Genomic DNA, 13,749 nt, shown 5'->3' with positions numbered 1-13,749 from the left:
GCGCGATTCTATGCAGAAAGCGAAAGTGGGCGAGCTTCGCGATCTGCATGGCTGCCAGGGGAGCGCGCCGCCAGAATCCAGCCTGGCACGCTGGAGGTGATGGGGTGGTCCATCGAGATTTCCGGGCGCAGTTCGAGGTGGCCGATTGGGACGTTCTCCGGCTGTGCAGCGCCCTGGCCTGCCACGACGCGAGCTTGTGCGATGCGGACGACGAATCCCTGCGGTGGGCGCGGCTGGCCGGCTTGCTCCGGCAGATCGGCCAGCGGGCCGCGGGTGCAGAGGGGGAGCGTGACCTGGCTCTGCGCGTACTGGCGGATTTCGCCGACGAGGCCGCGTGCGACGAAGCCGTCGCGCGTGTCCGGGCGCTGGACGCCGAATGTTTCGCACCGGGGCTGCGGGCGATCACCGAGCGGGCGGTGGCCGTCGTCGACCGGGTGTGTCCGGAACAGGCCTTTCGCTTCCGCGCCACCCTGGTTCTATTGTCGATGCTGGTGGAGCCACCGAATTGGCACTAGCATGTACTGACGTCGATCATCCAGAATAAGCCGTGGAACTGCTGTCTTGCTTCCGCATCTTTTCCAGCACGGACGTCGATGAGGCCTCGCTGTTCGCCGGCCGGATCTGGGAGCGGAATCGAACCGCCGTCCTCCAGGGCAACTACGGCTTGCGCTGGAACCATCTGGACACGGGCAAGGTGACTTACTCGTATATCCAGCACGAGTGCACGGTCGACCTGAGGGCCCAGGGGCCGCTGTCCGACCATTTCCGGCTCTTTCTCCACCAGAGTGGCGCGATGGAGCACCGCACCGGCGAGCACCCCTTCGTCTCCGACCCGCACAACGTTGTCGTCCACAGCCCCGGCATGGAACTGAAGTCGGTCCTGGGCCCGTCCAAGTTCCTGCTCGTCAGCTTCGACGGAAAGTCCATCCGCGACGCGATGGAACAGCGCTTTCGCAAGCTCTCGGGCTACCAAGACTGGCTGAACGTGCTGCCCCCCACCGCCAACCTGACCTCGCTGCGTTCGTTCACGGCCTGGCTGGTGTCCGAGTTCGACAACCCCCATTCGCCCCTTGGCGTGGCCGGGCCGGCGCGCGCACATGCCGAGCGCCTGCTGCTCACCCTGTTCGCCGAATGCCTCGCCGAGAATGCCCCGCGGGCCAGCGAAGCCGTCGAGGACATCGGCCTCGCGCAGGTGCGAAGGGCGGAGGAGTGGATCGAAGCCAACCTGGCCGAACCCATCGGCGTGGAAGAGGTGGCTTGCGCGATCGAGGTCGGCATCCGGTCACTGCAAATGAGCTTCAAGCGGGTGCGCGGCTGCACGCCGCAGGCGTTCATCATGCGCCGGCGCCTGCAAGTCGCCAGGCAGATGCTGCTGGGCGCGGGCGAAGAGGCCACCGTCACCGCGGTCGCGATGTCGCTGGGCTTCTTCGAGCTGGGCCGCTTCTCGCAGCGCTACAGGCAGCTCTTCGGCGAGGCGCCTTCGGCGACGCTGGCGCGGACTAAGCCGTTCGTGCCAGCGCGGCGTTGACCACGCCGGGTATCAGCGCGGCGACCGCCTTGCTGGCCAGGGTGAAGGGCTGCTGCGTGCTCGTCGCCAGCAGCACATGCTGCCTGAAGACTCTTTCCGAGAGCGGCACCGCGGCCAGCGTACCCAAGCGAAGCTCATCCGCGATGGCATGCCGTGGCAGCACGCTGGCGCAGTCGTGCCGGGTCAGCATGCTCTTGATGATGACCGAGGAGCTGCCTTCCAGCACCAGGTTCAGCTCGAAGCCGGGCCGGTGGCGCAGCTTGTCGAGCAGGTTGCGGGTGGCATTGGGCGGCACGGGCAGCACCAGCGGCAGGCCGGCCCTGCAGGTTGGCATCCGGCGGCAGCTGCGCCTTGGCCGACGCCTTGCGCTTCGGCGCCAGCGCCCGCTGCAGCAACTGCCGGCGACCGCCGATGAAAAGCTGCGATTCGAACAGCCGCCGGTAGCTGTTGCTGCCTTTCGCACGGTAGTGGTTCAGCACGGCCAGATCGATCTTCCCCTGGCTGCAGGCCCTGCACGCGCGGCCCTGCTCTTGCGCATGCTGCCGAACGTTCGGTGTGCTGGTCGAGAACTTCCGGCCTGGCACGCTGGGCGGCTGGGGCCTCACCAAGGAGGCCCTCTGGGCGGTGCAGCCCGGCCTCGCGATCCTGCGCACGACAGGCTTCAGCCAGACCGGTCCTTACCGCAACGGGCCGGGCTTTGCACGCGTCTTCGGAGCCATGGGCGGACTCACCCACATCACCGACGAGGCCGATGGCGAGCCGATGCATGCCGGCTACCCGGTGGCGGACAACGTGGGCGGCCTGTTCGGCGCCGAGGGTGTGCTGGCTGCCTTGTGGCGCCGCGCACGGGAGCCCCGGCGCGCCGGGCGAGGAGATCGATCTGTCCCTCACAGAGGCCACCCTCAAGCTGCTGGAATTCCTGCCCATCGAGTACGACCAGCTCGGCGTGGTGCGGCAGCGCTCCGGCAACGCCAACCAGTACTCGGCGCCGGCGGCCGTCTACCCGACGCGCGACGGGCGCTGGGTCTCGCTGTCGGGCAGCACCAACGCGCTGTTCGCCAACAACTGCCGCGCCATCGGCCGGCCCGACCTCGTCGAGGATTCGCGCTTTGCGAGCAACCGCGAGCGGGTGTTGCACGCGGCCGAGCTCAACGGCGTGTTTGCGCAGTGGTGCCGCAGCCGTTCGCTGGACGAAGTGCTGGCGGCCTTCGAGGCTGCGCACGGCACCATCGCGCGGGCCCCTGGGGTGAGCAAGCGCAAGGTCGTTCTTTCTGAGGGTGAACAACCGTGCCGAAAACAGCCATCAGCCTACCCGCGAGGGCGAGCGGCGCATGCGAAGTCGCAGGCCCGAGCGCACACAGTTTTTTCTCTCGAGCTTAGGTCCGATCCGCCGGCACTCCGCACTCAAGCGCCATCTGCCGCGCACCTCGCTCTACCGCAAGCAGCTGGCCGCGCGCCTCGGTTCGTGGCGCCTTTTCACAGGTCTCGCCGAAAATCCGTCAGCCGCATTCTGAATCACGCTTGCCTGCCGGTTCTGCAACCTCTCGAACCTAACGTAACAATGCCTGAGGGAGCGCCAGATCACGCGCCACTGCGGCGATAGGCCCCCGGCGCGCTGCCGGTCCAGCTCTTGAACGCGCGTTGGAAGGCCGCGCTGTCCGCGAACCCCAACTCGTTGGCCAGCGTCACCAGCGGCACGGCGCTGGTGTTTAGGCGAACGATCGCCAGGTCTCGGCGCAGCGCGTCCTTCAACGCCTGGAACGAGGTGCCGTCGGCCGCCAGGCGCTTCTGCAGCGTGGAGGCAGCCATGTGCAGCGCCTCGGCCGTGGCGGCCAGGTCGGGCCATGTGGGTTGCGCGTACTGCAGATGGCTGCGCACGCGCGTACTGATCAGGTCGGCGCGTGGCGGCACGATGACGTTGGATCGCGCATCGGCGAGGAAGGCCTTTACCGCCGCCTTGTCCCGGCGCACGGGCCGCGCCAGCCTGTCCGCGTCGAACCAGAACCCCGACTGCTGCTGCTCGAAGTGCAGCGCAGTGGTAAAGATCCTGCCGTAGCTGCTCGCGTAGGATGGGCTCGGGAAGGCGAAGTCGAATCGCGCGACGGGCAGCTTGCCGCCGGCCAGCCAGGCGAACAAGCGCCAGAAGACGCGCAACAGCAGTTCATGCAGTGGCACCCGTTGCGCAATCGACGGGTTCGCGAAGCGCAGCGTCAAACCGGCCAGCGATCCGGCCTGCACCAACTGCAGTTCAACGTCGGTCTGCAACAGCCCGAAGGTGCGCGCGGCGCGGCGCATCGCGCGTTCGAGCGTGTCCTCGCCAGCGGCCGAGCGAACGACGAGCGCGAAGCTGCCGCGGCGCAGCGGCTGGGACAGGAAGCCCAGAAGATCATCGTCGAGCCGGTCGGTCAGCGACTGGAACAGGCCCACGTACTGGTCTGCGGTCACGCGCGCGCCAGCGCGCTCCAGCAGCGCCGGGTCGATGCCGGCGTCGGCTAGGAAGGCATCCACGGGCAGGCCGCGCGAACACACACCGGAGAGCAGGCCGTGCACGAAGACCACGGAAATCGTGACCGGGGAATCCAGGGTCGACGAAGAGGGGCGCGTCATGAATGGAGGTCCTTTGCCATTCGAAGTATGCAATGCGACATCGCGCAAGCCACCCTTCGTTTCTACCATTCAGATCGAGACGACAGACACGCAGACCGACCCCCAAGGAGACCCCATGTACCTCACCCAATCCCTGCATCGCGCCGTGCAGCAGCACCCAGACCGCATCGCAACCCGCTTCGGCGGCCGGCAACGCACCTTCCGCGAATTCGCCGACCGCGTGGCGCGCCTGGCCGGCGCGCTTCAGAAACTTGGCATGCAGGAAGGCGACCGCGTCGCGATGCTGTCGCTCAACTCCGACCGCTATCTCGAGTATCAGATGGCCGTGCCCTGGGGTGGCGGCGTGATGAACCCTTGCAACATCCGTTGGTCGGCGGCCGAGATCCTGTACTCGCTCGATGACTCGGGCTCGAGCATCCTGCTGGTCGACGAGACCTTCCGTCCGCTGGTCCAACAGTTCCTGCGCGACTCCCGGACGCTGCGCGAGGTGATCTATTGCGACGAGGGCGAGGTGCCGGTCGGCATGCACGGCTACGAGGCGCTGATCGCTGCCGCCGACGCCGTGCCCGACGCCGCACGCCGCGGCGAGGACCTGGCCGGCATCTTCTACACCGGCGGCACGACTGGCTTCCCGAAGGGCGTGATGCTGAGCCACACGAACATGTGCAGCGCGGGCCTGGCGGTGCACTCGGAGGGCCTTTCGTCGCCAGGCGGCACCTACCTGCATGCCGCGCCGATGTTCCACCTGGCCGACATGGGCCTCGCGACGCCGCACTGGATCGAGGGCAACACGCACAGCGTCGTTGCGGCATTCAATCCCGAAGTTGTGCTCGACACGCTCGAACGCGACCGTGTCACCCATGTGCTCCTGGTGCCGACCATGATCCAGATGTTGGTCGATCACCCCGCGATGAAGAAGCCGCGTGACCTGAGCGCGCTCAAGACCATCATCTACGGCGCCTCGCCAATCTCCGAGGCGGTGCTCGAGCGAGCCATGGCCGCACTGCCGGGCATCGGCTTCGTCCAGGCCTATGGCATGACCGAACTGTCGCCGCTGGCCACCGTCAACCCGGCCTGGACCCACACGCCCGAGGGGCGCAAGACCGGAAAGTTGCGCGCGGCGGGGCGGGCCGGCTACTGCATCGAGTTGCGCATCGTCGACCCCGAAGGCAATGAAGTGCCGCGCGGCACAGTCGGTGAAGTCGCGGTCCGGGGGCCGAACGTGATGCAGGGCTACTGGAACAAGCCCGAGCAGACGGCGGCGGCCGTGCGCAATGGCTGGATGCACACCGGCGACGGCGCCTGGATGGACGACGATGGCTTCATCTTCATCGCCGACCGGCTGAAGGACATGATCATCAGCGGCGGCGAGAACGTCTACTCGGGCGAAGTGGAGAACGCCGTGGCCCAGCACCCGGGCGTGGCCGCCTGCGCGGTGATCGGCATTCCCAGCGAGCAATGGGGTGAGACGGTGCACGCGGTGGTCGTGCGCAAGCCGGGGCAGGAGCTCACGGCCGAGGCGCTGATCACCCACTGCAAGGCCTTGATCGCCGGCTACAAGTGCCCCCGCAGCGTGGACTTCGTCGAAGCACTGCCGATCTCGGGCGCCGGCAAGGTACTCAAGACCAAGCTGCGCGAGCCGTTCTGGCAGGGGCGCGAGCGCGCCGTGGCGTGAGCGAGCGAACTTCGCCTGCCTCTTTCTTCGAACCATTCCAGGAGTTTTTCATGAGCCGTGACGTCTTCGTCGCCGGGGTCGGCATGATCCCCTTCACCAAGCCCGGGGCCAACGAGCCCTATCCGCAGATGGCCGCCAGGGCGACGCGCGCCGCGCTGGCCGATGCCGGCATCGGCTACGAGCGCATTCAGCAGGCCTACGTGGGCTACGTCTACGGCGACTCCACCGCCGGCCAGCGCGCGGTCTACGAAGTGGGCATGACCGGCATCCCGGTGGTCAACGTCAACAACAACTGCTCCACCGGCTCGACCGCGCTGTTTCTGGCCCGCCAGGCGGTGGCCAGCGGCGCTGCCGACTGCGTGCTGGCGCTGGGCTTCGAGCACATGAGCCCGGGCGCGCTGGGCTCGGTGTTCAAGGACCGGCCCAGCCCCTTCGAGCGCTTCGACGTGGCCACCGACGAACTGGTCGGCAACGCCCAGATCCCGCTGGCGCTGCGCTACTTCGGCGGCGCGGGCCTGGCGCACATGCAGCAGTACGGCACGCCGCTGTCCACCTTCGCCCAGATCCGCGCCAAGGCCAGCCGCCACGCGGCGAACAACCCGCTCGCGCTGTTTCGCAACGTGGTCACGGAAGAAGAGGTCATGAACTCGCCGGTGATGTGGCCCGGGGTGATGACGCGCCTGATGGCCTGCCCGCCGACCTGCGGCTCGGCCGCGGCCATCATCTGCTCCGAAGCCTTTGCCAAGTCCCACGGGCTGGACCGCCGCGTGCGCATCCGCGCGCAGGCGATGACCACTGACCGCCCGGTGACCTTCGAGGCGCGCGACATGCGCGAGGTCGTCGGCTTCAGCATGGCCCGGGATGCGGCGCAGCAAGTCTACGAGGCGGCCGGCATTGCCCCGCAGGATCTCGATGTGGTGGAGCTGCACGACTGCTTCGCGCAGAACGAGCTGGTCAGCTACGAGGCCCTGGGCCTGTGCCCGGTGGGCGGCGCCGAGAAGTTCGTCAACGACGGCGACAACACCTACGGCGGAAAGGTCGTGACCAATCCGTCGGGCGGCCTCTTGAGCAAGGGCCATCCGCTGGGCGCGACCGGCCTGGCGCAATGCACCGAACTGGTCCAGCAACTGCGCGGCGCGGCGGACAAGCGCCAGGTGGAAGGCGCACGACTGGCGCTGCAGCACAACCTGGGGCTCGGTGGCGCCTGCGTCGTGACCCTCTACGAACGCGTCTGAAACAGGAAAGACACGATGATCGACAAGAAATGGATCGGCCACGAGCTGCCCGCGTCGGTACTGCCGATCGAGCGCAGCCGGCTGCAGTTCTTCGCCAAGGCCATCGGCGAGACCGACCCGGTGTACACCGATACGGCCGCCGCGCGCGATGCCGGCTACCCGGACCTGCCCGCACCGCCGACATTCCTGTTCGCGGCCGAGCTCGACTCGGGTGCCACCTTCCGATTGATCGAGGATCTGCAGATCCCCCTCGCCAAGCTGCTGCACGGCGAGCAGGGCTTCACCTACCACCGGGCGGCCTGCGTCGGCGACACGGTGACCGTGCGCTCCACCATCAGCGACATCTACGACAAGAAGAACGGCGCGCTCGAGTTCGTCGTGAAGACCTCGCGCGCCGTGAACCAGCGCGACGAGCTGGTGGCCGAGCTGCGCTCGGTCCTCGTCTGCCGCCATTGATCGGGAGATCGCCATGACCACACCCACCTTCGACAACGTCGCCGTCGGCGACATCCTGCCGGCGCTGCAACTTCCCGCCGTCGACCGCACGACCCTGGCGCTGTTCGCCGGGGCCTCCGGCGACCACAACCCGATCCACATCGACCTCGACGTGGCACGCCGTGCCGGCATGCCCGACGTCTTTGCGCAAGGCATGCTGGGCATGGCCTGGGTCGGCCGCCTGCTCACGTCCTGGGCGCCCCAGGGCCGCCTGCGCCGCTTCGACGCACGCTTCCAGGGCATCACCCATCTGGGCAACGCGATGCGCTGCAGCGGCCGCGTCGTCGAAAAGCTCGAGCAGGGCGGCGAGCGCTGCGTGCGCATCGAGCTGCAGAGCGCCAACCAGTTCGCTCAGGCCAAGATCGTCGGCGAAGCCCTGGTCGCACTGCCCTGAATCCCCATCACCCCCGGAGAACACCCCCATGACAAGCAAACTCGACGGCAAGGTTGCCCTCATCACCGGCTCGGGCCGCGGCATCGGCCGCTCGATCGCGCTCAAGCTGGCCAGCGAAGGCGCGCGCATCGTCGTCAACGACCTCGACGCCGGGCCGGCGCAAGAGACCGTGGCCGCCATCCGCGAGGCCGGCGGCCATGCCGTGGCCTGCGTCGGCAGCGTCACCGCGCCGGACTTCGCCGAGCGCTTCGTCGGCACCGCCGTCAGCGAATTCAAGGGCCTGGACATCATCATCAACAACGCCGGCTACACCTGGGACAACGTGATCCAGAAGATGAGCGACGAGCAGTGGTACGCGATGCTCGATTGCCATCTGACGGCGCCGTTTCGCATCCTGCGCGCCGCGCAGCCGGCGATCCGCGCGCTCTCCAAGGCCGACGCCGAGGCCGGCCGGCGCAACGTGCGCAAGGTGGTCAACATCTCGTCGGTGGCCGGGCTGTTCGGCAACGCCGGGCAGGCGAACTACTCGTCCGCCAAGGCCGGAATCATCGGCATGACGCAGACGCTGGCCAAGGAATGGGGCCGCATGAACGTCACCGTCAACTGCGTCGCCTACGGCTTCATCACGACGCGGCTGACCACCAGCGCCGCCGGCGAGTCCACCGCCAACATCGACGGGCGCGAGATCAAGGTGGGCGTCAACCCGGACCTGCTGGCGATGATGGAGAAATCCATCCCGCTGGGCCGCGGCGGCACGCCCGACGAGGCGGCAGGAGCCGTGTACCTGTTGTGCATCCCCGAGTCCGACTACGTCAGCGGCCAGACGCTGATGTGCAGCGGTGGCCTGACAGGGATCTGAGGGATGTTGCCGCAGCTTCATCGCCTTCCGTGGATGGACGAGGACATCGAAGCCTTCCGCGACCAGGTGCGCCGTTACGTCGCCGGCGAACTGGCGCCGCAGCTCGACGGCTGGCGCCGCCAGGGCTACATCCCGCGCGAGGTCTGGCGCCCGTTCGGGCAGATGGGCTTCATGCTGCCGGAGCTGGCCGAGGAACACGGCGGCGCCGGCGCCACGCTGGCCTACCAGCTGGTGGTGCAGGACGAGCTGGCCAAGGCAGAGATGCCGGCCAACACGGCCGTGCACACGATCGCCGCGCACTACATCCTCGACTACGGCACCGAGGCGCAAAAGAAGCGCTGGCTGCCCGGGCTCGCCAGCGGCGAGCTGCTCGCCGGCATCGCGCTGACCGAGCCGGGCTGCGGCTCGGACCTGAAGTCGCTGCGCACCCGCGCCCGGCGCGAAGGCGACGACTACGTCATCGACGGCGCCAAGACCTTCATCACCAACGGCTTCACGGCGAACCTGCTGGTGGTGGCCGTGCGCACCGGCGACGCTGGCAGCCGTGGCGTGTCGCTGGTCGTGCTGGAGACCCAGGACCTGCCAGGCTTTCGCGTCGGGCGCCGGCTGGAGAAGCTGGGCCAGCATGCCTCGGACACGGCCGAGCTGTTCTTCGACAACGTCCGCGTGCCCGTGAAGAACCTGCTCGGCGAGCAAGAGGGCCAGGGCTTCGTCCAGCTGATGAGCCAGCTGCCCTACGAGCGGCTGTTGCTGTGCGTGCCGGCCGCGGCGGTGATCGAGCGGGCCGTCGAGCTGACCGTGGAGTACACCCGGCAGCGCAAGGCCTTTGGCCAGTCGCTGGCGGATTTCCAGAACACCCGCTTCAAGCTTGCCGAGTGCGCCACGATCGCGCACGTGGTGCGCACCTTCGTCAACGACTGCATCCAGCGCCTGCTCGACGGCACGCTCGACGACGAGGCCGCCTACATGGCCAAGTGGTGGTGCACCGAGCAGCAGGGCAAGGTCGTCGACGAGTGCCTGCAACTGTTCGGCGGCTACGGCTACATGGCCGAGTACCCGATCGCTCGGCTGTATGCCGATGCGCGCGTGCAGCGCATCTATGGCGGCACCACCGAGATCATGAAGGATCTGATCGCGCGGAAGCTCTTCGCATGAACGGGCCGCTGTCAGACGTACGCGTCGTCGAGTTCGAAGGGATCGGGCCGGGCCCCTTGGCCGGCCGCATGCTGGCCGACATGGGTGCCGCGGTGACCGTCATCGCCAGGCCGCAGAAGGGGGCCGTCAATGAACGGCTCGGCGGCCAGGGCGAGAGCCCGCTGCGCCGCGGCAAGACTGTCGTCCCGCTCGATCTGAAGCAGCCCGCCGCCGTGGGCGAGGCCCTGGCCATGGTGGCCGAGGCCGACGCACTGATCGAGGGCAATCGACCCGGTGTGATGGAGCGCCTGGGCCTCGGGCCAGCCGACTGCGCCGCACGCAATCCGAAACTCATCTATGGCCGCATGACCGGCTGGGGCCAGGATGGACCGCTCGCGCAGGCCGCCGGGCACGACCTGAACTACGTTGCGCTGACGGGCCTGCTGTCGCTGTCGGCGCACCGTGGCCAGCGGCCGATCGTGCCGCCGACCGTGGTCGGCGACGCCGCCGGCGCGCTGGGCTTGGCCTTCGGCATCGTCAGTGCCTTGCTCGACGCACGCACCAGCGGCCGCGGCCGGGTCGTCGACGCCGCCATCGTCGACGTCGTGGCAATGCTCGGCGGCATCGCGCAGATGGTGCGTGCCGGCGGCCAGCTCGATGGCCCCGAGCCGAGTCCGTTCCATGACTCGCCGTTCTACGACGTCTACGCTTGCGCCGACGGCGGCTTCATCACGCTCGGGGCGTTGGAGCCGCAGTTCTATGCCTTGCTGCTGACGAAGCTCGGCCTGCTCGACGTCGAGCCGGCCCGGCAGTACGACAAGGCGGCCTGGCCGGCCTTGAAGGCGCGCTTCGCCGCGCTGTTCGCAAGCCGCCCGCGCGGGCACTGGTGCGAACTGCTGGAGGGCAGCGATGTCTGCTTTGCGCCGGTGCTGAGCCTGACCGAGGCGGCCAGCCATCCGCACATCGCGGCGCGCGGCCTCTACCGCACCGATGCGGCGGGGAGCCTGCAGCCGGGGGCCTCGTTGCGCTTCCAGCCGCTGGGCGGCCGGGCATGACGCGGCGGGGAAGGCGATGATGCGCCGCGCGCTGATCAACCTGTTGCTGCGGTGGCTGGTGAAGCCGATATGGCGCCACAAGCCTTCGATTGAACAGCTGCGCCGGCGCACGGCGATCGCCGATTGGCTCATCGGCGGCTGGACGTCGAATGTGCCCTTCGTCGCCGAGCGCCTGTCGGACACGCTCAGCTCACAGTGGATCGGGGCGCGACCGGGCGCGGGCGGGGCCATCCTCTACCTGCACGGCGGCGGCTTTTGCGTCCACCTGCCGGCGACCTATCGCGCCTTTTGCGCCGACCTGTCGCGCCGCACGGGGCTGCCCGTGCTGCTGCCCGACTATCGCCTCGCGCCTGAACATCGCGCACCGGCAGCACTGGAAGATTGCGAAGTCGCCTACCGGCAGCTGCTGCGCAACCTGCCCGCCGAACGCATCGCCCTGGTGGGCGACTCGGCCGGCGGCAACCTCGCGCTCGCCTTGCTGCAGCGCTGCCGGCGCGTCGGCCTGCCGGTGCCCGCCTGCGCGGTGCTGCTGTCGCCCGCCTGCGACTTCAGCGGCGAGGGCTGGTCGATGCAGTTCAATGAGAAGCGCGACGTCATGTTCACGCACGAGGCGCTCGACATCCTGGTCGGGCACTACCTGTCGGGCGTGGCCCACGACGATCCCCTGGTCTCGCCGCTGCAAGGCGACTGGCGCGGCCTGCCTCCGCTGCGATTCCACGTCTCGAGCGCCGAGATGCTCCTGGACCACAGCCTGCGCTCGGTGGAGCGGGCCAGGCTCCAGGGTGTCGATGCACAGGCTTCGGTGTGGATCGACCTGCCGCACGTATTCCCGCTGTTCGGTGCCTTGCGCGAGGCCCAGTTGTGCCGCGCCGACATGGCCCGATTCATCGCGGCGCAGATGGCGGTGTCGGCACCCAAGGCCACTGCATCAGGCTGATGCGGCGACTCGGGTCCTGGCGCGAGGGCAAGACGGATGCCTTCTGCCATGCGATCTACGTAAAGCGCAATAGGCAACGAAGCCCGCGCCGGAGACCATAGCGGCAGCACCGGATGGATCGGCTTTCGATCCGAATTTCACAACAGCGGCGCCCGCCGAGGCGACACGCCGAGACAAGCCTACGGATGAGCAGTGAACCCATGACCACCCTCGAATTCGACTATGTGATCGTTGGCGGCGGATCGGCCGGCGCCACCCTGGCCGGGCGCCTGAGTGAGGACCCTGCCACCACGGTGTGCCTGCTCGAAGCCGGCGGGCCCGACAAGAGCGTGCTGATCCACGCGCCAGTCGGCGTCGTGGCCATGATGCCGACGAAGATCAACAACTGGGCCTTCCAGACCGTGCCGCAGAAGGGCTTGAACGGACGCACCGGTTACCAGCCGCGCGGCAAGACCTTGGGCGGGTCGAGCTCGATCAACGCCATGGTCTATGTGCGCGGCGACCGCTGGGACTACGACCACTGGGCCGCGCTCGGCAACGAGGGCTGGTCGTACGACGAAGTGCTGCCGCTGTTCAGGCGCTCGGAGCACAACGAGCAGTTCGACGATGCCTTTCACGGCCAGGGCGGTCCGCTCAACGTCACTTACCCGCGCCACACCAGCCCGCTGAACCAGATGTTCCTCGATGCGGCAGCGCTGAACGGGGTGGGGCTGAACGCCGACTACAACGGGGTCCGGCAGGAAGGTGCATTCATGTACCAGGTGACGCACAGGAACGGCGAACGCTGCAGTTCGGCCAAGGCCTTCCTGACGCCCCACCTCGGGCGCCCCAACCTGCACGTGGTGACCCACGCGCTGTCGACCAGGATCCTGCTGCGCGGGCGACGGGCGACGGGCGTCGAATACCTGCAGGGAAACGCGGGCAAGCGCGTGACGGCGCGGCGTGAAGTCATCGTCTCCTCGGGCGCCTTCGGTTCGCCGCAGTTGCTGCTGCTGTCGGGCATCGGCCCGGCGGCCGAGTTGCAGGCGATGGGCATCCCGGTCGCGCAGCACCTGCCCGGCGTCGGCAAGAACCTGCAGGATCACATCGACTACGTGCAAGCCTGGCGCGCCCCCAGCGACACCCAGACCTTCGGCGTCTCGCTGCGCGGCACGGCCAAGATGACGGCCGCGATCTTCGAGTGGCGCAAGCAGCGCAGCGGCATGCTCACGAGCAACTTCGCCGAATCTGGCGCCTTCATCTGCTCGCGCCGCGAGCACAGCCGGCCCGACTTGCAGCTGCACTTCATTCTTGCCATCGTCGACGATCATGGGCGCAAGATCCACGCGGGGCATGGCATCTCGTGCCACGTCAATGTCATGCGCCCGTACAGCCGAGGCCAGGTCTCGCTGCGCAGCCGCGAGGCGCGCGACGCGCCGGTGATCGACCCGAACTTCCTCGCTGACGAGCGCGACCTGCAACTGTTGCTCAGAGGCGGGCAGCTGCAGCAGCGCATCATCGAGTCGAGCCCCTTCGACGGCGCGCGCGGCGACATGATCTACCCGGTGCGCGCCGACGACGCGGCGGCGATGACCGAGGACATCCGCAACCGCGCCGACACCCAGTACCACCCGGCGGGCACCTGCAAGATGGGGCCGGCGAGCGACCCAATGGCCGTGCTCGACGCACGGCTGCGTGTGCGCGGCATCGACGGCCTTCGCGTGGCCGACGCCTCGGTCATGCCGACGCTGATCGGCGGCAACACCAACGCCCCTTCGATCATGGTCGGCGAGAAGGCCGCCCAGATGGTTCGCGAAGACGCGCGCCACGCCTGACCGGCAAAGCTGCAAC

General features: G+C 68.3%; 13 protein-coding genes and 3 pseudogenes. 14 read left to right on the top strand and 2 right to left on the bottom strand.

Translation table 11 applies throughout. The annotated features are described in order from the left end of the window. Positions 1-104: 104 nt before the first annotated feature. Both ACIPRI_RS05345 and ACIPRI_RS05340 read left to right on the top strand, forming a co-directional pair. Positions 105-515: a hypothetical protein gene (locus ACIPRI_RS05345; RefSeq protein ID WP_446620331.1), complete on the top strand. Its 411-nt coding sequence runs from the start codon at positions 105-107 to the stop codon at positions 513-515. A gap of 32 nt (positions 516-547) precedes the next feature. Continuing rightward, positions 548-1,528 (top strand): AraC family transcriptional regulator, encoded by a 981-nt coding sequence (locus ACIPRI_RS05340; protein WP_446620330.1) that lies wholly within the window; start codon positions 548-550, stop codon positions 1,526-1,528. On the opposite strand, the gene ACIPRI_RS05335 is transcribed toward ACIPRI_RS05340, so the two are convergent. Beyond that, the gene (locus ACIPRI_RS05335) at positions 1,500-1,862 is read right to left on the bottom strand and encodes a LysR substrate-binding domain-containing protein (protein ID WP_446620329.1); all 363 of its coding nucleotides are present in this window, start codon (positions 1,860-1,862) and stop codon (positions 1,500-1,502) included. The genes ACIPRI_RS05340 and ACIPRI_RS05335 overlap by 29 nt on opposite strands. A 221-nt stretch (positions 1,863-2,083) precedes the next feature. Here ACIPRI_RS05335 and ACIPRI_RS05330 point away from each other — a divergent pair. The 3 pseudogenes from ACIPRI_RS05330 to ACIPRI_RS05320 form a co-directional block, all read left to right on the top strand. Next, positions 2,084-2,320, top strand: a pseudogene (locus ACIPRI_RS05330) (CoA transferase); the annotation flags it as partial. Then, positions 2,280-2,690 (top strand): annotated as a pseudogene (locus ACIPRI_RS05325) (CoA transferase); the annotation flags it as partial. The pseudogenes ACIPRI_RS05330 and ACIPRI_RS05325, both read left to right, overlap by 41 nt. A 112-nt stretch (positions 2,691-2,802) precedes the next feature. Then, a pseudogene (locus tag ACIPRI_RS05320) lies at positions 2,803-3,042 on the top strand (IS6 family transposase); the annotation flags it as partial. Between the two features lie 67 nt (positions 3,043-3,109). On the opposite strand, the gene ACIPRI_RS05315 reads toward ACIPRI_RS05320, so the two are convergent. Beyond that, a complete protein-coding gene (locus ACIPRI_RS05315; RefSeq protein ID WP_446620328.1) occupies positions 3,110-4,135 on the bottom strand; it encodes an AraC family transcriptional regulator ligand-binding domain-containing protein in 1,026 nt (341 codons plus the stop codon). Between the two features lie 115 nt (positions 4,136-4,250). On the opposite strand from ACIPRI_RS05315, the gene ACIPRI_RS05310 reads away from it, so the two are divergent. The 9 genes from ACIPRI_RS05310 to ACIPRI_RS05270 all read left to right on the top strand — a co-directional run bounded on the left by ACIPRI_RS05310 (position 4,251) and on the right by ACIPRI_RS05270 (position 13,733). Beyond that, on the top strand, positions 4,251-5,810 hold the full coding sequence (locus ACIPRI_RS05310; protein ID WP_446620327.1) for a long-chain-fatty-acid--CoA ligase: 1,560 nt from the start codon (positions 4,251-4,253) through the stop codon (positions 5,808-5,810). A gap of 50 nt (positions 5,811-5,860) precedes the next feature. After that, complete coding sequence (locus ACIPRI_RS05305) at positions 5,861-7,045, top strand: lipid-transfer protein (RefSeq protein ID WP_446620326.1); 1,185 nt, start codon at positions 5,861-5,863, stop codon at positions 7,043-7,045. A gap of 15 nt (positions 7,046-7,060) precedes the next feature. After that, positions 7,061-7,501, top strand: coding sequence for a MaoC family dehydratase N-terminal domain-containing protein (locus ACIPRI_RS05300; RefSeq protein ID WP_446620325.1), 441 nt, complete (start codon positions 7,061-7,063; stop codon positions 7,499-7,501). A 13-nt stretch (positions 7,502-7,514) separates the two neighbouring features. Further along, positions 7,515-7,934 carry a MaoC/PaaZ C-terminal domain-containing protein gene (locus ACIPRI_RS05295; RefSeq protein ID WP_446620324.1) on the top strand — a complete coding sequence of 140 codons (420 nt, stop codon included), beginning with the start codon at positions 7,515-7,517 and terminating at the stop codon, positions 7,932-7,934. Positions 7,935-7,962: 28 nt separating this feature from the next. Continuing rightward, a complete protein-coding gene (locus ACIPRI_RS05290) occupies positions 7,963-8,793 on the top strand; it encodes an SDR family NAD(P)-dependent oxidoreductase (protein ID WP_446620323.1) in 831 nt (276 codons plus the stop codon). A 3-nt stretch (positions 8,794-8,796) separates the two neighbouring features. Further along, the gene (locus tag ACIPRI_RS05285; protein WP_446620322.1) at positions 8,797-9,948 is read left to right on the top strand and encodes an acyl-CoA dehydrogenase family protein; all 1,152 of its coding nucleotides are present in this window, start codon (positions 8,797-8,799) and stop codon (positions 9,946-9,948) included. Further along, a complete protein-coding gene (locus ACIPRI_RS05280) occupies positions 9,945-10,982 on the top strand; it encodes a CaiB/BaiF CoA transferase family protein (RefSeq protein WP_446620321.1) in 1,038 nt (345 codons plus the stop codon). Before ACIPRI_RS05285 ends, ACIPRI_RS05280 begins: the two co-directional genes overlap by 4 nt. Positions 10,983-10,998: 16 nt before the next feature. Further along, positions 10,999-11,919 carry an alpha/beta hydrolase gene (locus ACIPRI_RS05275; protein ID WP_446620320.1) on the top strand — a complete coding sequence of 307 codons (921 nt, stop codon included), beginning with the start codon at positions 10,999-11,001 and terminating at the stop codon, positions 11,917-11,919. A 200-nt stretch (positions 11,920-12,119) separates the two neighbouring features. Further along, on the top strand, positions 12,120-13,733 hold the full coding sequence (locus tag ACIPRI_RS05270) for a GMC family oxidoreductase (protein WP_446620319.1): 1,614 nt from the start codon (positions 12,120-12,122) through the stop codon (positions 13,731-13,733). The last annotated feature ends 16 nt before the right edge of the window (positions 13,734-13,749 follow it).

It is taken from the genome of Variovorax sp. LARHSF232, from assembly GCF_052871435.1.
This window is presented reverse-complemented; position numbering and strand designations above follow the sequence as displayed.